Here is a 17,690-nt window from a genome sequence, read left to right as displayed (position 1 = left end):
CCGGTTCGAGAATCGGAAATTGGAGCTCTCAGTCAGCGCTCAGCAGACTGCGTCGTACAACGGATAAGCATTAGGCAATTTTGAAACGGGAGACTGACTGGCGCAGTTCTTCAGCCATACGGGAAAGATCCCGCACCTGCTGCGCCGTAGAGCGAGTACCTTCGCCAGTCTGCTCAGTCACTGCAAAAATATGCTGGATGTTGTCAGCCACCACGTTGGCAGAGACCGCTTCCTTGGAGGCAGACCGGGAGATCTGCTCAATCAGGTCCGCAAGATGGCGTGACACCTGGTCAATTTCAGTCAACGCCGTACCTGCATTGTCTGACAGCCTGGCACCTTCAACCACACCCTGCGTGGAACGTTCCATAGCAGCCACCGCATCCTGGGTGTCGGTCTGAATGGCTTTGACCAGCGCAGAAATCTGGCGGGTCGCATCTGCAGAGCGCTCGGCCAGACGCTGAACCTCTTCGGCCACCACAGAGAAGCCTCGCCCTGCTTCACCGGCCGATGCGGCCTGGATGGCTGCATTGAGCGCAAGCACGTTGGTCTGCTCGGTAATATCGGAGATCAGTTCGGTAATTTCACCAATCTCTTGCGATGACTCGCCCAATCGCTTGATCCGCTTGGAGGTCTCCTGAATCTGGTCGCGGATAAAATTCATACCGCCAATGGCGTTTTGCACCGCCTGCAGACCCGATTCGGCAGCGGTCAGCGACTGACGTGCAACTTGGGAAGATTCCTGTGCCTGTGTGGACACCTGGTTAATTCGAGACGCCATGTCGAGCACGGACTGGCCCGTTTCACGAATCTCGCGCAGTTGCTCGGTCGAAGCCGCCAACAACTCTGTCGAGGTACCCTCCACCTGGGCGGTGGTCTGGGCAACCCGGGCCGCCGTCGTTTGAACGTTACCCACCAACTGGCGCAATTCCTCGACCGTGTAGTTCACCGAATCGGCAATCGCGCCGGTAATGTCCTCGGTCACGGTGGCCTCCTGCGTCAAGTCCCCCTCCGCCACGGTCTGCAATTCGTTCATCAAACGCAAAATTGCGGCCTGATTGGCATCGTTAACACGCTTGGCATCCTGCTCCTGGCTCTTGGCTTCCTGGCGCTGGTTTTCAGACACCTCCTGGCGCTGACGACTGTCTTGCAACTGCAAACGAGCCAGACCGGCGGCGCACAGCAGCGCTAAAGCGGCGGCGAGCACAAGTGTGGTCAGCGCTGCCGTTCCCACACCGGAATTGGCAGACAGCTTTTCTTGCAATTCCTCAAGGCCGCGTCGCAGAGGCTCGCTGTCTGCAATGATCAAGGACTGCGCTTCGCGTGCGGAGACCAGACCTTGCAAATTACCCAAAATGGCACTTGCCTGCGTACGGGTTTGCTCATAGAGCGCAATCAGGGCCGTCAGCCGCTCGCGGGTCTGGGGGTCGCTGGAGCCACTCAGTCGCAGTTCAGGACTGCCGTCCTGGAGGCCTTGGGCAATTTCCTTGAACGAGTTCAAATCCTTGCCGAGCAAGAACACGGCCTCCGGGCTGACGCCCTCCATGGTCAGGAACTCATTGGCTGATTTACCGATCCGCTGCGTCAACATCACCAGCTGACCAGAAGCTGAAATTTCTGTGGGTGAGGAGTTTTGCTGAAGCTTGAGGGAGGACACAGTTTCCGCTATTTCCAGCAAATCCGATGATTGACGATTGATAGTACGCAAGGCGCTGCCCACCTGCGTCAGGATACCTTCCTGATCCATCACTGTTTTTGCGTTTTTCTCAGCCCGATCTACGAGCGGCGCAACTTTCTCCACATCAGGCTGTAAGTTATCACTAACGGGCGCCAGGCCCAAGCTCGCCTCGCCGGACTTCAGGCCCCGCACGGCCTTGGCCAGCACACCAGCACTCTCGCGCACATCGGGGAACGCCGCGGGACTACCCACCAAGGCCTGCGATACAGATTTCGCCAGTCGCTGCGATTGCATCAGGGACTGACCGGTGGCCTCCAACTGCCGGGCAACCTTACCCGACTGGTTAAGTGCTGAAAATGTCACCGTACCCAACACGATCATGGCAAGTGCCAGCAAGACCAACAAAATCCGCTGATGCTGCGTGATCGTTCGACGACCGAGCAAAGGAAGCGTCAGCAGATCAGCCGCTTCAGCTTGTGCGCCGTCTTCAGCATTCGCCACCCGGCCTGAAGCAAAGTCTTTCCCCTCGACATCCGTCTGTCGGATGCCGGCGGTATTCAGGGAGGGATCGTTTGCGACAAGGCCCGACATAGATTCGGCCGGCATGCCAACCGAAGCCATATCCATACTGTCCACCGGCTGGGGAGACTTGGTTTTAAAGAGCTTTTGAATATTTTCTACAACAGACATCATGAGCCTTCCAGGAAATCAGGGTGACAAGGGGGGGTGCGCTATGCGCCTATTGTCAAAAAATGGGATTGCTGCGCAAGCAACTGGAGATTGATTTCCTGCCAACTCGCGCCATTGAAGTCAACATACTGGTTTCCAAAAAATTCAGGTGCACCTGCTGCTTTCTCGGAAAAATCACTGAAGGCTTCCTGATTGCGCAGCCCAGCAAGCTTGTCAACCGCCAGGGCGCAGTTCACCTCCAGCGCGCTGTTGAGTGAAACCAGTCTCGCATCGGGGCGGGCAAGTTCATTCTTCTGAACGGGCGCCTCGCCACTGACATAGCTAGCCAGGTCAATCACTCCGAACAGACCACCACGAAAATTGGCAACTCCCGCAAACCAGGCCTGGGTGTAAGGAACAGGTTGCGCGTTCACCCAAGGGAAAATCTCGCCCGACTGACTCAAGGGAAACAGGTACTTGCCGCCGCCGGCCTCTACCGCCAGCCAGGAAGGAGCGACGCCTTGCGTTCGTGCAATTTGCAGCCTTTCGGCCAACCGGGTTTGCAACTCCCTGAGAGCTTGTCTGTTAGCCATGCTTGGGGTTTCCGCGCCAAATCAGCCAAGGGCCTTGATTTTTGCCATCAACTCTTCGGAATTTACCGGCTTGGTGATGTAGTCGCGGGCGCCCTGCCGCATACCCCACACCCGATCGGTTTCCTGATCTTTGCTGGTGCACATCATGATGGGAATGTCGGAATACAGCGGATCACGGATGATGGCACGTGTCAGTTGAAAGCCGTTTTGTCCCGGCATCACCACGTCCATCAGGATCAACTCGGGCTTATCTTCTGCCAGGCGGCGAAAAGCGTCTTCCGCATTCTCTGCCGTCTTGACGGTAAACCCGTTTTTGACCAAAAGGTCGGTCAAAAACATCAATTCTGTTTTTGAATCATCCACCACGAGAACTTTTTTAATAGCCATCACACTCATCCTTGTTTCGTATTGCCGAGCAGGTTAACCGCCTGCAGCAACTGGTCTTTGGTAAACGGCTTGGTCAGGTAGTCCTGCGAACCGACCATGCGGCCTCGCGCCTTGTCGAACACGCCATCTTTGGAGGACAACATGACAATCGGAACGTTTGCAAACTTTGCGTTGCGCTTGATGATGGCGCAGGTTTGATAGCCATCCAGGCGCGGCATCAGGATGTCGCAAAAAATCAGATCAGGCGAGTAATCATTGACCTTGGACAGCGCATCAAACCCATCGTCTGCCAGCAACACTTCGTGCCCGCCCTGCTTCAAGAATATTTCGGCGCTGCGTCTGATGGTGTTGCTGTCATCGACAACCAACACCTTGAGTCCGGAACTGGGAATGCTCACTGGCCCTACTCCTCATTTTTCTGATTTCGATGCCAAAGGGCGGGTATTCACGCGGTTGCCCGAATGCTCACATTTGAACCATTTCAAAATCCTCCTTGCGTGCACCGCATTCTGGACAAGTCCAGTTCATGGGCACTTCAGCCCATGGCGTCCCCGCAGCAATACCATGATCGGGCGCACCCAGCGCTTCGTCATAGATCCATCCACAAATTAAACACATCCACGTTTTTGATTCAGTCACAGCTTAAGTTGCCTTCAAATAGAATGCAACAATTGTATCTAGGCCGCGTTGCTAATTCGCGTACGAGGCAAAATTACAGCCTATGGCAAACCCCACCCCCCTTCAGCCGGAAAGCCGACCACTCCAGGCCGAAGATGGCGATTTCTGCCCCGCATGCGTCATGACATTCAATGCCAACGATCCAAGTGGCGCGTGCGGCCTGGGCGCGGACATTGCCGCTTTCGTGTCGGCCGGCGCTCATGCGCTGGCGGTAGTGACTGGCGCCTATGTGCGGGACACCGCTGAAATTTTTGACCACTTCGCGTTCGACGACGAAGCCGTGACCGACCAGGCGCGCGCCGCGCTCGAAGACATGCCCGTCTCGGCCATCAAGGTCGGATTTGTCGGCAGCCCGGAAAACATCAGCGCCATTGCCGAAATCGCATCGGATTACGCCGATGTGCCGCTGGTTGCGTACATGCCCAGCCTGTCCTGGTGGGAAGAAAGCAAGATTGACAGCTACCTGGACGCCTTTCGTGAACTGCTGCTGCCCCAGACCACCTTGCTGGTGGGCAACCACAGCAGCCTGTGGCGCTGGTTGCTGCCCGACTGGCCAGGCGAGCGCAACCCTTCGGCCCGCGACATCGCAAAGGCTGCTGCCGATCTGGGCGTTTCCTGCACGCTGGTCACGGGCATTCCGCTGCCTGACCAGTTCATTGACAATGTACTGGCGACGCCGCAAGCGGTGCTGTATAGCGAGAAATTCGAACGTTTTGAAGCTGTTTTCTCCGGCGCTGGAGAGACGCTGTCGGCAGCACTGACGGCATTGCTGGCCAACGGCCACGAGCTGCAGGCCGCCACGGCGGAGGCACTGACCTACCTGGACCACAGCCTGGAGGCCGGCTTTCATCCCGGCATGGGCCACATCGTGCCGGACCGCTTGTTTTGGGCGCAAGCCGAAGACGAGGCTGACGGCGATGAAGCACCTGACGCGGACGGCAGCGACACGCTGGCGTCTAACCCCCTTTTTGAACTGCCCCCCAATGGAACAACCAAACACTAAGCCCGCAACCCCCCTGACGACATCCCGCAACGCCGCCCTGTTCGAACGCGCCCAAAAGCTGATTCCCGGCGGCGTCAACTCGCCGGTCCGGGCCTTCAAGGCGGTGGGCGGCACGCCGCGCTTTGTGCAGCGCGCCCAGGGCGCCTACTTCTGGGATGCGGACGGCCAGCGCTACATTGACTACATCGGCTCCTGGGGCCCGATGATTTTGGGCCACGGACATCCGGCAGTCGTTGAGGCGGTCCAAAAAGCTGTTCTCGAAGGATTCTCCTACGGCGCGCCGACCGAGCGCGAGGTGGAACTGGCCGAGGAAATCGTCAAGCTGGTGCCGTCCATCGAAATGGTGCGGCTGGTGAGTTCTGGCACCGAGGCGACGATGAGCGTGATCCGGCTGGCGCGCGGCGCCACCGGGCGCAGCAAGATCATCAAGTTCGAAGGCTGCTACCACGGCCACTCCGATGCGCTGCTGGTCAAGGCCGGCTCGGGCCTGGCCACCTTTGGCAGCCCGACCAGCGCAGGCGTGCCGCCCGAGGTGGTGCAGCACACGCTGGTACTTGAATACAACCACCTCGCGCAGCTGGAAGAAGCGTTTTCGCTGCACGGCAAGGACATTGCCTGCCTGATGATCGAGCCGATTGCCGGCAACATGAATTTTGTCCGCGCCAGCGTTCCTTTTATGAAGCGCTGCCGCGAACTCTGCACACAATACGGCGCGCTCCTGGTGTTTGACGAGGTGATGACCGGCTTCAGGGTCGCGCTGGGCGGCGCGCAAAGCGTTTACGCGCAGCACATTCCCGGCTTCAAACCCGACATGACCGCGCTGGGCAAGGTGATTGGCGGCGGCATGCCGATGGCCGCCTTTGGCGGTACGCGCGCCGTGATGGAGCATCTGGCACCGCTGGGCGGGGTCTACCAGGCCGGCACGCTGTCGGGCAACCCGGTCGCCACGGCCTGCGGCCTGGCCACGCTGCGCGAAATCCAGAAACCCGGCTTTTACGACGCGCTGGGCGCACGCACCCGAAGCCTGGTTGCAGGCCTGACGCAGGCGGCGACGCAAGCGGGCGTGCCGTTTTGCGGCGACAGCGAAGGCGGCATGTTCGGCTTTTTCCTGCTGGACACCCTGCCGCAGAACTACCCCCAGGTCATGAAGACCGACAGCCCGGCCTTCAACCGCTTTTTTCACGCCATGCTCGACAGTGGCGTCTACTACGCCCCGGCGCTGTATGAGGCGGGATTTGTCAGCGCGGCGCACACGGCCGAGGACATAGCCGCAACGGTGGCGGCGGCAGCGCGGTTTTTCGCAGCGCGCTGAAATCGCTACAAATACAATAGCTACTAACGCCCATCCATCATGCGCTAGAGCCTGATTTCTCATAAAAAAAGCGGCCATCAGCCGCTTTTTTTGATTCAGCGCCAATGGCGCGCTGGCGCAAGGCTCAATGCCTGAAATGGCGCACGCCGGTCAGCACCATGACCACGCCGCGTTCGTTGGCGGCATCGATGACTTCCTGGTCGCGCATCGAGCCGCCGGGCTGGATCACGCAGCTCGCGCCGGCATCCACCACCACGTCGAGGCCGTCGCGGAACGGGAAGAAGGCATCGCTCGCCACCGCCGTGCCCTTGAGCGACAGGCCCGCGTGTTCGGCCTTGATGCTGGCAATGCGGGCCGAGTCGAGGCGGCTCATCTGGCCGGCGCCCACGCCCATGGTCATGCCGCCGGCGCAAAACACGATGGCGTTGGACTTGACGTACTTGGCAACGGTCCAGGCAAACAGCAGGTCCTGCAGCTGGGCCGGCGTCGGCTGCAGCGTGCTGACGACCTTCAGGTCGGAAAGCAGCAGTTCATGGATGTCGGCAGTCTGCATCAGCAGGCCCGAGCCGACGCGCTTGATGTCGATCAGGTTGCGGCCCTGCTCCCAGGCGGTCGGGCCGCCGGGCGGCAGGGCTATCTGCAAAATCCGCACATTGACCTTGGTCTTGAACACTTCCAGCGCCTCGGGCGTGAACGCCGGGGCCATCAGCACTTCCACGAACTGCTTCGAAATCTGTAGCGCCGCACGCTCATCGAGCGGGCAGTTCAGGGCAATGATGCCGCCAAATGCGGAGGTCGGATCGGTCTTGAAGGCCTTGCTGTAGGCGTCCAGCGCATCGGCGCCCACGGCCACGCCGCAGGGGTTGGCATGCTTGACGATCACGCAAGCCGCTTCGGTGAAGCTCTTGACGCATTCCCATGCGGCATCGGCGTCGGCAATGTTGTTGTACGACAGTTCCTTGCCCTGCAGCTGTTTGGCCGTGACGAGCGAGCCCGGCGCCGGGTGCAGGTCGCGGTAGAGTGCCGCCTGCTGGTGCGCGTTTTCGCCGTAGCGCAGGTCCTGCACCTTGATGAAACGGCCATTGGCCTGGCCTGCGAACAGGCTGTGGCCGCCGTCTTCCTGGATGCTGGACAGGTAGTCGCTGATCGCGCCGTCGTACTGGCTGATGCGGTTGAACGCGGCGACCGACAGGGCAAATTTGGTTTTATCCGTCAGCTTGCCGTCGGCCTTGAGTTCGGCCAGCACACCCGCGTATTGCGACGCATCGGTCAGCACGCCGACGTCTTTCCAGTTCTTGGCCGCAGAGCGCACCATGGCCGGACCGCCGATGTCGATGTTTTCGATCGCGTCTTCCAGCGTGCAGCCGGGCTTGGCCACTGTGGCTTCAAACGGGTAGAGGTTGACCACCAGCAGATCAATGGTGGCTATGTCGTGCGCTTTCAAAGCCGCCATGTGCTCGGGCAGGTCGCGCCGGGCCAGCAGGCCGCCGTGGACCTTGGGGTGCAGCGTCTTGACGCGGCCATCGAGCATTTCGGGGAAACCGGTGTGGTCGGCCACCTCGGTGACCGGGAGGCCGGCGTCCGCCAGCAGCTTGGCGGTTCCGCCAGTGGACAGCAGCTTGATGCCGAGCGCATGCAGGGCCTGCGCGAATTCTAGGATGCCGGTTTTATCGGAAACGGAAATCAATGCGTTCATGTTTATCTTTATGAGGGAATACGGGTTAGGCGGGACCGGCCCGACGGGAATTATTTGATGAGCTTGTGCTCGACCAGCTTTTTGCGCAGGGTGTTGCGGTTCAGCCCCAGCCATTCAGCTGCGCGCGACTGGTTTTGTTCGGCATGCTGCATGACCACTTCCAGCAGCGGTTTTTCAACCACGCGGACCATCATGTCGTACATGCCATCGGGTTCGGTACCGTCCAGGTCCTGGAAATAGCTCTCCAGACTGGTGCGTACGCACGCTTCTATATGTTGCTTGCTCATGCAGCGGTTTCCTCCTGATTTTTATCGTTGTGCATCCCTGCCTGTGCCGGGATGCGGTCCATCTGGTCGCACAGGCTGTCAAAAAATCCGCCCACCGCCGCAAGCTGCGCTTCGCAGTCTTGCAGCAGGTTCATTTGGGCGCGAAACGTTTCGCCGCCCGGCAAGGTTTTGACATACCAGCCAATATGTTTGCGCGCCGTGCGCACGCCGGTGAATTCGCCGTACAGGACGTAGTGATCGAGCAAATGGTCCAGCAGCAGGCGCTTGACTTCCGCCACCAGCGGCGGTGCCAGGTGGTGACCGGTGGCCAGAAAATGCGCCACCTCGCGAAAAATCCAGGGCCGGCCCTGGGCCACGCGGCCCATCATCACGGCGTCGGCGCCGGTATAGGCCAGCACGTCGCGCGCTTTTTCGGGGCTGTTGATGTCGCCGTTAGCCACCACCGGAATGCGCAGCGCCGCCTTCACTTCGGCGATCGTGTCGTATTCGGCAAAGCCCTTGTAACCCTGCTCGCGGGTGCGGCCATGCACGGCAATCATCTGCACTCCAGCGCTTTCGGCGGCGCGCGCAATCGTCAAGGCGTTTTTGTGCGACTGGCACCAGCCTGTGCGCATCTTGAGCGTGACCGGCACCCCCTGCGGCGCGCAGGCGGCCACCACGGCCTCAATGATCTGCAGCGCCAGCGGCTCGTCCTGCATCAGCGCCGATCCGGCCCACTTGTTGCAGACCTTCTTGGCCGGGCAGCCCATGTTGATGTCGATGATCTGCGCGCCGCGGTCCACGTTGTAGGCGGCGGCCTCGGCCATCATCTGCGCATCGGTGCCAGCAATCTGCACCGCAATCGGCGCCGCCTCGCCCTCGTGGTTGGCGCGGCGCGAGGTTTTAAGCGTGTCCCACAAATCGCGGCGCGAGGTCACCATCTCGCTGACCGCGTAGCCCGCGCCCAGCTTTTTGCACAGCTGGCGAAACGGGCGGTCCGTGACACCAGCCATGGGCGCGACAAACAGGTTGTTCGCCAAAGCATAAGGGCCGATGTTCATGGGAAGTAGGGGCGATTCTGGTTGCAAAAAAGAGGTGTGATTGTAGCTGCCTAAAATTTCAGCAATTGAAATGCGTGAGCGACGTGCGCACACCTGCCGGCCCGGCCCGGCCGCCCGCGCTGCCTATACTCACACCTTTTGAACTGGACGCGCATGCAAGCCTGGATTCACCACCTGATTGAGCTGCTGGCCTTGCCCCAGTTTGGCCTGAGCACGGTATTTGTGGTGTCCTTCATCTCGGCCACGCTGCTGCCGCTGGGCTCGGAGCCTGTGGTGTTTGGCCTCGTCAAGCTCAACCCGGACATGTTCTGGCCCGCCGTGCTGGTCGCCACGGCCGGCAACACGCTGGGCGGCGCGCTGGACTGGTGGCTGGGTTATGGCGCGCACAAAGTGGCCGACAAATACACCCATTCATCCCACCATGGCCGCGCCGTTCGCTGGCTGGAAAAGCTGGGGCCCAAAGCCTGCCTGCTGGCCTGGCTGCCTGTTGTGGGCGACCCGCTGTGCGCGGTGGCCGGCTGGCTCAAGTTTCCGTTCTGGCCCTGTGTGGCCTATATGGCCGTGGGCAAGTTTGCGCGCTACTTTTTGATGACAGGCAGCCTGATCTGGGCTTTTCCGGGCATTTTCGTCAATTAAAAACGCTCGTAGGGCATCAAATAACGCCACTGGCCGGGCTGCAGTTGGCTGAGCGACATGCGGCCAACGCGCAGCCGCTTCATCGCCTCGATCTTGAGCCCCACACTGTCACACATGTAGGCAATCTGGCCGGGCACCTCGCCCTTCAGGGCAAAGCGCAGCCGCGCCTCGCTCTGCCAACTCACCTTTGCCGGCGGCAGCAGCGCGCCCTTGAAGGTAAAGCCGTGGTCCATCCGGTTCAGGCGCTCCAGCCCGCCAGGCTTGATCTCGCCGCTGACCTCGACAATCACCTCATGCTCCAGCACGCGGGCGTCTTCGCGCAGCTTGCGCAACACGCGCCAGTCCTGGGTGAACACCACCAGGCCGCTGGCTGGCGTGGCGAGCGGCGTGGCCAGTTCCGAGCCGGTGAAATGCTTTTTGAGCGGCCGTATGCCCGAACGGTCGTCGGGCGACCGGTTGGCCGCCGTCAGCAACTGGGCAGCAGTTTTTCCTGCGGAGGCATTGCTGGCGCCCGGCGCGTCGCTGGCCCAGTAGCCGGCCGGCTTGTGAAGCAGTACGGTCACCGGCGCCAGCGCGAGCAAGCTGGCGTCGGGCGACAGCGTGATGGTCTGGTGGTGGACGCGGAACTGGGGTTCTTCGACCACGACACCATCGACGCTGACCCAGCCGCCTTCAATGTACTGCTCGGCTTCACTGCGTGAGCAACCCCGCATCTCTGCAAGGCGCTTGGCAAGGCGTACCGGTTCGGTCATCGCGGAAACAATCAAGAACTGAACAGGAAGTTCATGACGTCGCCATCCTTGACGACGTAATCCTTGCCTTCGGCGCGCATCTTGCCCGCATCCTTGGCGCCCTGCTCGCCCTTGAAGGCGATGAAGTCGTCATAGGCAATGGTCTGGGCCCGGATGTAGCCTTTTTCAAAGTCGGTGTGGATCACGCCGGCCGCCTGCGGGCCGGTGTCGCCGACATGGATGGTCCAGGCGCGCACTTCTTTCACGCCGGCGGTGAAGTAGGTTTGCAGCCCCAGCAGCTTGTAGGCGGCGCGAATCAGGCGGTTCAGGCCTGGCTCGGTCTGGCCGAGTTCTTCAAGGAACATCTGGCGGTCTTCGTCGCTCATCTCCGACATTTCGGCTTCCAGCTTGGCGCTGATGGCCACCACCGGCGCGTTTTGCGAGGCGGCGAAAGTCTTCAGGCGGTCCAGGAAGGGATTGTTCTCAAAGCCGTCTTCAGCCACGTTGGCCACAAACATGGCGGGCTTGGCGGTGATCAGGAAAAACTGCTGCAACAGCGGCTGCTCTTCCTTGCTGAATTCCAGCGTGCGCACCGGCTTGGCTTCGTTGAGCGCAGCCTGGCATTTCTCCAGAATGGCGACCAGCTTGATCGATTCCTTGTCGCCCGAGCGCGCCAGCTTGGTCACGCGGTGCAGGGCCTTTTCCACCGCCGTCAGGTCGGCCAGGCAGAGTTCGGTCTGGATCACTTCGATGTCCGAGATCGGATCGACCTTGCCGGCGACGTGGATCACGTTGTCGTCTTCAAAGCAGCGCACCACGTTGACGATGGCGTCGGTTTCGCGGATGTGGGCCAAAAACTTGTTGCCCAGGCCCTCGCCGGTACTGGCACCGGCGACCAGGCCGGCAATGTCGACAAACTCGACAATCGCGCGCTGGACCTTTTGCGGGTTGACGATGGCCGACAACGCATCGAGCCGCGCATCAGGCACTTCCACGATGCCCACATTGGGCTCGATGGTGCAAAAAGGATAGTTTTCCGCAGCAATACCCGCTTTGGTCAACGCGTTAAACAGGGTGGATTTTCCAACGTTGGGCAAGCCAACAATACCGCACTTCAAACTCATGACAAACCTTCAAAAACAGGGGTAGAAGTGTATTCCATAGCCCGGTCAGGCAAACCGGTAGCTGGCGCCGACGCTCTGGCCCACCTTCAGGAGATGGTCCACACCCTCCAGCACGATGGCATTCATGCCGAAAGTCACCGCGCCATCGACGCGTGCATCCTGCCGGTAAGTCTGCAGCATGTCGCCGACCTCCGGGCTGCTGAGGGCGGTGGCCGGGTCGATGTTGGGAATCGGGCAACGCGGACAGGGCTTGACGGGCTTGATCCGCACCGTACCCTGCGCCGTATCAATTTGCATGACATCCAGCCGGTCTTCATCGTGCGGCGCCAGTGCCGGTCCGCCTGCCGGATCGCCCAGCACGATGTTGGGGCGAAAGCGGTCCATCCCGACAGCGGCTGTTCCCTGGGCAGCGAGCTTGCCGTTCAGCTGCACCAGCGACGCTTCGCTGACCAGCAGCAACGCAAAGCCGTCGCAGAACTGGTTGAGCGCTTCGACGCCGCCGGTCCACTGCGGGCTGCTGAGGCGTGGGTGCTCGGGGTCAAAGCGCACCAGACGCGCCGTGGTACCCAGGAAGTCGGTGAGCCACTGCGCCGCAAGGGGGCCCATGTCGTAGGCCGGCACGTTGTCATCCCAGACCTGCACGCGCACCGGGGCCTCGACCCGGTCCAGCGCAATGTGCAGCGCCAGCATGCCGGGGGCGCGCAGCACCATCTCGTAATGCTTGAGTTGCGGCTGGATCAGCGCCATGCGCGGCAGCTCACGCTGCGTGAGGAATTCGCCGTGCGCATTGACCACCATCCAGGCGCGGTCAAATTCCAGCCCGGTTTCGGTCAGCAGGGCTTGCTGCACCTGCACCCCGGCGCAGGACTTCACCGGGTACACCACCAGCTGGGTAATGGGCGCGGTCAGGTCCCAGGGCGCCGCCGGAGCGATGGGCGTTGAGGAGTTGTTCAAAGAATCGGTCACGGTGCGTCAAGTCCTCGTGAAGGCAAAAAGATGGAGCTGCTCATGGCTTGTGGCGGTGCCAAAACACCCACCAGGCGCTGATTTTGCACTGCCTCCTAAAATGAGGCATGTCCAAACCCTTTGATGTCTGTATTCGCGGCGACGGCGTGGTGGGCCGCACGCTGGCTTTGCTGCTGGCGCGTGAGCGCTTGCGCGTGGCCCTGGTCAGCCAGCCCGCCATTACGCCAACAGGGCCAACGGGGCCAACGGCGGCCGAAGTGCGCACCGATGTGCGGGCCTACGCCTTGAACAGCGCGTCGCGGGATCTGCTGGAAACCCTGAGGGCCTGGCCCGACGCGCCGATGGCCACGCCCGTGCGCGCGATGCAGGTCTGGGGCGACGACGGCGGCCAGCTCGACTTCACGGCGCAAAGCGTGGACCAGGAGGCGCTGGCCTGGATTGTGGACGTGCCCGCGCTGGAGCAGCAACTGGCCCAGGCGGTGCGCTACCAGCCCCAGATTGAGACCGTGCAGGCGCCGGTCAAGGCCGCCCTCACCGTGGTCTGCGAAGGCCAGAAAAGCCGCAGCCGCGACGAATTTGGCGTGCAGTGGTGCGTCAAGCCCTACCCGCAAAAAGCCATTGCCGCGCGGCTGGAATCCGACACACCCCACGGCGGCATCGCCCGCCAGTGGTTTAACCGGGGCGACATCCTGGCGCTTTTGCCAATGTCTGGCGCGGACGGGAACTCCCTGGCGCTGGTCTGGTCTGTCTCTGTGGCGCGCGCTGGCGCACTGCAAGCGCTGACGCCCGAAGCGTTTTGTGCCGAGTTGCAGGCGGTGGTGGGCCAGGAAGTAGGCCACTTGCGCCTGAGCAGCGAGCGGGCCAGTTGGCCGCTGGCGCTGTCCACCGCCGGGCACTGGGTCGGACCCGGCTGGGCGCTGGCCGGCGATGCCGCGCATGCCATGCACCCGCTGGCCGGACAAGGGCTGAACCTCGGGCTGGCCGACGCAGCCTGCCTGGCAGAAGTGATTGCGCAACGTGAATACTGGCGTGGGCTGGGCGACGAGAAACTGCTGCGCCGCTATGAACGCGCGCGCAAAGCCGACGTGGCCGCCATGGGCGCCGTGACCGATGGCCTGCATGGCCTGTTTGCGCAGAGCGAGGGCCCATGGCGGGCCTTGCGCAACTGGGGCATGAAGGGGTTTGCGCGCAGCGACCTGCTCAAGCGCTGGGCGGCGCGCCAGGCGGCCGGTTTGTGAGATATTGAACAAGCAATTTTTTGAAAAAACAGGAACGACCATGAAACTAGTGAAATCGATTGCCCGCGCCAGCGTGCTGGGCCTGCTGGCCTGCAGCCTCGGCGCCGCGTTTGCACAGGAAGCGGCCATACGCAAGAACCTGGCCGAACGCCTGCCCAGCTTGAGCAAAATCGATGAAGTGAGCAAGACGCCCATGAACGGGCTGTATGAGATCCGGGTCAACGAGAGCGACATTTTCTACACCGATGCCGAGGGCAACTTCCTGATCCAGGGCAACCTGATTGACACCAAGGCCAAGCGCAACCTGACCGAAGAACGGGTTGAAAAACTCAGCGCCATCGACTTTGACGCCCTGCCCCTGAAAGACGCGTTTACCCTGGTGCGTGGCAACGGAAAGCGCAAGCTGGCCGTGTTTGCAGACCCCAACTGCGGCTACTGCAAGCGCTTTGAACGCGATCTGCAAAAAGTCAACGACGTGACGATTCACACCTTTTTGCTGCCCATCCTGAGCGCCGACTCGACCGAAAAATCCAAAAACATCTGGTGCGCCAAAGACAAGGGCAAAGCCTGGCTCGACTGGATGATTCGCGACCAGACGCCAACCAAAGCCAGCTGCGACAGCGCCGCGCTGGAGCGCAACGTGGAATTCAGCAAAAAGCACAAGATCACCGGCACGCCGACCCTGTTTTTTGCCGACGGCTCGCGTGTGCCGGGCGCCATCGGCGTGCAGCAGATCGAAAAACTGCTGGCCAGCGCCAAACCCTGACAGGACGACCGGGGGCCAACAGCCGCTGCAAGTGCTAATTTCTTAAAGAATTAGCCTTCTAGCCCATATATTACGGACAATAGCAGCTATTTTTTCAATAGCAAATCCAGGGTGAAAATCCGGTCTTGTCCGGTCAGCCCCGGCTTATTCCCTGTACAAGATGCCACGCCCACCCCAAAAAACACCCGCCTCGCCTGTTCACTACCGCGTCGAAATTGGCGACCTGCACGCCCACCTGTTCCGCGTCACGCTGACGATTGCGCAGCCGGCGGCGCTGCAGCGGGTGTCTTTGCCGGTATGGATACCGGGCAGTTACCTGGTGCGCGAGTTCGCCAGGAACCTGCAGGGCCTGCAGGCCCACCAGGGTGCGCGCACACCGGCGCCTTTTGAACAACTGGACAAGTGCAGCTGGCAAATCCAGTGCAACCCGGCCAAGCCACTGGTGCTGCGCTACGAGGTCTATGCCCACGACAACTCCGTACGCACCGCCTGGCTGGACGCCCAGCGCGGGTTTTTCAACGGCACCAGCCTGTGCCTGAAGGTGGAGGGACTGGAAAAATCGTCCCACACGCTGGAACTGCCGGCGCCCGCAACTGTCGCGGGATGGTCGGTGGCCACCGGTTTGACGGCGCAAACCGTCAACAGGCAGGGCTTTGGGCGCTACGCGGCGGCCGACTACGACGAACTGGTCGATTGCCCGGTGGAAATGGGGCCGTTCTGGAGCGGCAGCTTCAGCGTTCGCGGCGTGCCGCACCGCCTGGTGGTGGCCGGTGCAATGCCCAGCTTCAACGGCGCCCGTTTGCTGGCCGACACCCAGAAGATTTGCGAGACCGAAATCCACTTCTGGCATGGCAGCAAGAAGCCGCCCTTCAAAAACTACCTGTTCATGCTCAACGCGGTGGACGACGGCTACGGCGGGCTGGAGCACCGCAACTCGACCGCGCTGATCTGCCACCGCAAAGACCTGCCGCGTGTGGGCGAGCACAAAGCATCAGACGGCAACACCACGCTGCGCGGCCTGATCAGCCACGAGTATTTCCACACCTGGAACGTCAAGCGCCTGCGGCCTTCCGAATTTGAAAGCTACCAGTACGAGCGCGAAAACTACACCGAATTGCTGTGGTTTTTTGAAGGTTTCACCAGCTACTACGACGACCTGCTGCTGCGCCGCGCCGGCCTGCTGGACAACGCGGCTTACCTGAAACTGCTCAACAAAACCATCAACCAGGTCATGCAGACGCCGGGCCGGCTGGTGCAGTCGGTGGCCCAAGCCAGCTTTGACGCCTGGGTGAAGTACTACCGGCCCGACGAAAACACGCCCAACGCCACGGTGAGCTACTACACCAAGGGCGCGCTGGTGGCCCTGTGCCTTGACCTGACGCTGCGCGCCGAAGGCCGGGCCACGCACGGCAAAACGCTGGACGACGTGATGCGCGCCCTCTGGCTGCGCTGCAAGGCGGGGCCACTGCGCGAAGCCGACGTGGCGCACACGCTGGCCGCGCTGGGCGGCCGTTCGTTTGCGCCCGAACTGGCGCGCTGGGTGCACGGCCTGGACGAGTTGCCGGTTAAAGCCCTGCTGCTCAAGCACGGCGTGGCCGTACTGGAAGACCCGGCGCAGCTGGCGCACCGGCTGGGCCTGCGCGTCAGCGAAGGCCAGGGCGTACACATTAAAGCCGTGCTGCGCGGCGGCGCGGCGGAGCGCGCCGGCTTGGCGGCTGGCGATGAATGGCTGGGACTGGAGCCTGCGACCCAAGCCGAGACCAAACGCAGCGGCGGCTGGCGCATGAGCCGGCTCGACGACCTGACGCTGTACGCCGGCGCCGCCAAAAAAATCACCGCACTGGTGTCGCGCGACAAACGCCTGCTGCGGCTGACGCTGACGATGCCGCCGCTGCTGACCACCTGGCGGCTGGCGGTGCACGATGCGGCGCTGGTGGACCAGTGGCTGGGTCCCCAAGACTGAACCTGCTCCTGAACTTGCTCCCCAACCTCCCAAAAAAGGATTTCCCATGCGTTATGAAATGATTGAAACCCGCACCGAAGGCCCGGATTCGCGCCAGGTCGGCATCGTGACGCTGAACCGGCCCAAGCAGCTCAATGCGCTCAATGACCAGCTGATGGATGAACTGGGCCACGCGCTCCAGGCATTTGAGGCCGACGACAGCGTAGGCTGCATCATCCTGACGGGCAGCGAAAAAGCCTTTGCCGCTGGCGCCGACATTTCCGCCATGGCGAAATTCGACTTTGCCGATGTCTACAAAAACGACTTCATCACCCGCAACTGGGAGCAGATCCGCAGCATTCGCAAGCCGGTGATTGCCGCGGTCAGCGGCTTTGCGCTGGGCGGCGGCTGCGAACTGGCCATGATGTGCGACTTCATCATCGCCGCCGACAACGCCAAATTTGGCCAGCCTGAAATCAAGATCGGCATCATTCCCGGCGCCGGCGGCACGCAGCGCCTGCCCCGTGCCGTGGGCAAGGCCAAGGCCATGGACATGGCGCTGACCGGCCGCATGATGGACGCCGTGGAGGCCGAGCGCGCCGGGCTGGTCAGCCGCGTCGTGCCGCTGGCGCAGCTGATGGACGAAACCCTGGGCGCGGCCTTGACGATCTGCAGCTTCGGCGAGCCCAGCGTGATGGCAGCCAAGGAAGCCGTCAACCGGGCCTTTGAGAGCGGCCTGAGCGACGGCGTGATGTTCGAGCGCCGCCTGTTCCACTCGCTGTTTGCAACGCAAGACCAGAAAGAAGGCATGGACGCTTTTTTGAACAAGCGAAAAGCCGCATTCACGAATCGCTGAATCGGGCGATTTAACTGGCTATAATATCGGTCGCAAGGTGATATAGCTCAGTTGGTTAGAGCGCAGCATTCATAATGCTGATGTCGGTGGT

At 61.4% G+C, this 17,690-nt stretch carries 18 protein-coding genes; 7 read left to right on the top strand and 11 right to left on the bottom strand.

Annotation, left to right across the window (positions count from 1 at the left end; translation table 11 throughout):
- Positions 1-70: 70 nt before the first annotated feature.
- From IV091_RS02785 to IV091_RS02765, 5 genes are all read right to left on the bottom strand, one after another.
- Entirely contained in the window at positions 71-2,365 is a 2,295-nt protein-coding gene (locus IV091_RS02785) for a methyl-accepting chemotaxis protein (RefSeq protein WP_293464812.1), read from the bottom strand.
- Between the two features lie 41 nt (positions 2,366-2,406).
- The gene (locus IV091_RS02780; RefSeq protein WP_293464809.1) at positions 2,407-2,937 is read right to left on the bottom strand and encodes a chemotaxis protein CheW; all 531 of its coding nucleotides are present in this window, start codon (positions 2,935-2,937) and stop codon (positions 2,407-2,409) included.
- 21 nt (positions 2,938-2,958) lie between these two features.
- Positions 2,959-3,324 carry a response regulator gene (locus IV091_RS02775; protein WP_293464806.1) on the bottom strand — a complete coding sequence of 122 codons (366 nt, stop codon included), beginning with the start codon at positions 3,322-3,324 and terminating at the stop codon, positions 2,959-2,961.
- Between the two features lie 5 nt (positions 3,325-3,329).
- Entirely contained in the window at positions 3,330-3,722 is a 393-nt protein-coding gene (locus IV091_RS02770) for a response regulator (RefSeq protein ID WP_293464803.1), read from the bottom strand.
- Positions 3,723-3,789: 67 nt separating this feature from the next.
- Positions 3,790-3,963, bottom strand: coding sequence for a rubredoxin (locus IV091_RS02765; protein WP_293464800.1), 174 nt, complete (start codon positions 3,961-3,963; stop codon positions 3,790-3,792).
- An 82-nt stretch (positions 3,964-4,045) separates the two neighbouring features.
- Between IV091_RS02765 and IV091_RS02760 the strand changes: the two genes are divergently transcribed.
- Both IV091_RS02760 and hemL read left to right on the top strand, forming a co-directional pair.
- Positions 4,046-5,005, top strand: a complete 960-nt coding sequence (locus IV091_RS02760; RefSeq protein WP_293464798.1) for a bifunctional hydroxymethylpyrimidine kinase/phosphomethylpyrimidine kinase — start codon at positions 4,046-4,048, stop codon at positions 5,003-5,005.
- Positions 4,986-6,317, top strand: a complete 1,332-nt coding sequence (gene hemL / locus IV091_RS02755; RefSeq protein ID WP_293464795.1) for a glutamate-1-semialdehyde 2,1-aminomutase — start codon at positions 4,986-4,988, stop codon at positions 6,315-6,317. Before IV091_RS02760 ends, hemL begins: the two co-directional genes overlap by 20 nt.
- A gap of 124 nt (positions 6,318-6,441) precedes the next feature.
- Here hemL and purH read toward each other — a convergent pair whose 3' ends face one another.
- Genes purH through dusB form a run of 3 tightly spaced genes read right to left on the bottom strand, consistent with a single transcriptional unit; the run spans position 6,442 to position 9,340 of the window.
- Positions 6,442-8,019, bottom strand: coding sequence for a bifunctional phosphoribosylaminoimidazolecarboxamide formyltransferase/IMP cyclohydrolase (gene purH, locus IV091_RS02750; RefSeq protein ID WP_293464829.1), 1,578 nt, complete (start codon positions 8,017-8,019; stop codon positions 6,442-6,444).
- 44 nt (positions 8,020-8,063) lie between these two features.
- A complete protein-coding gene (locus tag IV091_RS02745) occupies positions 8,064-8,300 on the bottom strand; it encodes a Fis family transcriptional regulator (RefSeq protein WP_293464792.1) in 237 nt (78 codons plus the stop codon).
- Positions 8,297-9,340 carry a tRNA dihydrouridine synthase DusB gene (gene dusB, locus IV091_RS02740; protein WP_293464790.1) on the bottom strand — a complete coding sequence of 348 codons (1,044 nt, stop codon included), beginning with the start codon at positions 9,338-9,340 and terminating at the stop codon, positions 8,297-8,299. Before dusB ends, IV091_RS02745 begins: the two co-directional genes overlap by 4 nt.
- A 153-nt stretch (positions 9,341-9,493) precedes the next feature.
- On the opposite strand from dusB, the gene IV091_RS02735 reads away from it, so the two are divergent.
- Positions 9,494-9,976: a YqaA family protein gene (locus IV091_RS02735; protein WP_293464788.1), complete on the top strand. Its 483-nt coding sequence runs from the start codon at positions 9,494-9,496 to the stop codon at positions 9,974-9,976.
- Here the strand turns inward: IV091_RS02735 and IV091_RS02730 are convergent.
- From IV091_RS02730 to IV091_RS02720, 3 genes are read right to left on the bottom strand one after another with little or no spacing between them, the layout of a single operon-like run.
- Complete coding sequence (locus IV091_RS02730) at positions 9,973-10,728, bottom strand: rRNA pseudouridine synthase (RefSeq protein ID WP_293464786.1); 756 nt, start codon at positions 10,726-10,728, stop codon at positions 9,973-9,975. The genes IV091_RS02735 and IV091_RS02730 overlap by 4 nt on opposite strands.
- 11 nt (positions 10,729-10,739) lie before the next feature.
- Positions 10,740-11,831: a redox-regulated ATPase YchF gene (ychF, locus tag IV091_RS02725; RefSeq protein WP_293464783.1), complete on the bottom strand. Its 1,092-nt coding sequence runs from the start codon at positions 11,829-11,831 to the stop codon at positions 10,740-10,742.
- Positions 11,832-11,876: 45 nt separating this feature from the next.
- Positions 11,877-12,797 carry an MOSC N-terminal beta barrel domain-containing protein gene (locus IV091_RS02720; protein WP_293464780.1) on the bottom strand — a complete coding sequence of 307 codons (921 nt, stop codon included), beginning with the start codon at positions 12,795-12,797 and terminating at the stop codon, positions 11,877-11,879.
- A 107-nt stretch (positions 12,798-12,904) separates the two neighbouring features.
- Between IV091_RS02720 and IV091_RS02715 the strand changes: the two genes are divergently transcribed.
- The 4 genes from IV091_RS02715 (at position 12,905) to IV091_RS02700 (ending at position 17,599) form a co-directional block, all read left to right on the top strand.
- A complete protein-coding gene (locus tag IV091_RS02715; RefSeq protein ID WP_293464777.1) occupies positions 12,905-14,035 on the top strand; it encodes an FAD-dependent monooxygenase in 1,131 nt (376 codons plus the stop codon).
- Between the two features lie 40 nt (positions 14,036-14,075).
- On the top strand, positions 14,076-14,801 hold the full coding sequence (locus IV091_RS02710) for a DsbC family protein (protein WP_293464774.1): 726 nt from the start codon (positions 14,076-14,078) through the stop codon (positions 14,799-14,801).
- A 160-nt stretch (positions 14,802-14,961) separates the two neighbouring features.
- Positions 14,962-16,764 carry a peptidase M61 gene (locus IV091_RS02705; RefSeq protein ID WP_293464771.1) on the top strand — a complete coding sequence of 601 codons (1,803 nt, stop codon included), beginning with the start codon at positions 14,962-14,964 and terminating at the stop codon, positions 16,762-16,764.
- Between the two features lie 46 nt (positions 16,765-16,810).
- Positions 16,811-17,599 carry an enoyl-CoA hydratase gene (locus tag IV091_RS02700; RefSeq protein WP_293464768.1) on the top strand — a complete coding sequence of 263 codons (789 nt, stop codon included), beginning with the start codon at positions 16,811-16,813 and terminating at the stop codon, positions 17,597-17,599.
- The last annotated feature ends 91 nt before the right edge of the window (positions 17,600-17,690 follow it).

This window comes from Polaromonas sp., from assembly GCF_018780625.1.
Taxonomy (GTDB): Bacteria; Pseudomonadota; Gammaproteobacteria; order Burkholderiales; family Burkholderiaceae_C; genus Polaromonas.
This window is presented reverse-complemented; position numbering and strand designations above follow the sequence as displayed.

Excerpts from the sequence above, each read along its gene's own strand:
- IV091_RS02785 (WP_293464812.1), bottom strand. The coding sequence starts at position 2,365 with ATGTCTGTTGTAGAAAATATTCAAAAGCTCTTTAAAACCAAGTCTCCC.
- IV091_RS02780 (WP_293464809.1), bottom strand. The coding sequence starts at position 2,937 with ATGGCTAACAGACAAGCTCTCAGGGAGTTGCAAACCCGGTTGGCCGAA.
- IV091_RS02775 (WP_293464806.1), bottom strand. The coding sequence starts at position 3,324 with ATGGCTATTAAAAAAGTTCTCGTGGTGGATGATTCAAAAACAGAATTG.
- IV091_RS02760 (WP_293464798.1), top strand. The coding sequence starts at position 4,046 with ATGGCAAACCCCACCCCCCTTCAGCCGGAAAGCCGACCACTCCAGGCC.
- hemL (WP_293464795.1), top strand. The coding sequence starts at position 4,986 with ATGGAACAACCAAACACTAAGCCCGCAACCCCCCTGACGACATCCCGC.
- IV091_RS02745 (WP_293464792.1), bottom strand. The coding sequence starts at position 8,300 with ATGAGCAAGCAACATATAGAAGCGTGCGTACGCACCAGTCTGGAGAGC.
- dusB (WP_293464790.1), bottom strand. The coding sequence starts at position 9,340 with ATGAACATCGGCCCTTATGCTTTGGCGAACAACCTGTTTGTCGCGCCC.
- IV091_RS02735 (WP_293464788.1), top strand. The coding sequence starts at position 9,494 with ATGCAAGCCTGGATTCACCACCTGATTGAGCTGCTGGCCTTGCCCCAG.
- IV091_RS02730 (WP_293464786.1), bottom strand. The coding sequence starts at position 10,728 with ATGACCGAACCGGTACGCCTTGCCAAGCGCCTTGCAGAGATGCGGGGT.
- ychF (WP_293464783.1), bottom strand. The coding sequence starts at position 11,831 with ATGAGTTTGAAGTGCGGTATTGTTGGCTTGCCCAACGTTGGAAAATCC.
- IV091_RS02715 (WP_293464777.1), top strand. The coding sequence starts at position 12,905 with ATGTCCAAACCCTTTGATGTCTGTATTCGCGGCGACGGCGTGGTGGGC.
- IV091_RS02710 (WP_293464774.1), top strand. The coding sequence starts at position 14,076 with ATGAAACTAGTGAAATCGATTGCCCGCGCCAGCGTGCTGGGCCTGCTG.
- IV091_RS02705 (WP_293464771.1), top strand. The coding sequence starts at position 14,962 with ATGCCACGCCCACCCCAAAAAACACCCGCCTCGCCTGTTCACTACCGC.
- IV091_RS02700 (WP_293464768.1), top strand. The coding sequence starts at position 16,811 with ATGCGTTATGAAATGATTGAAACCCGCACCGAAGGCCCGGATTCGCGC.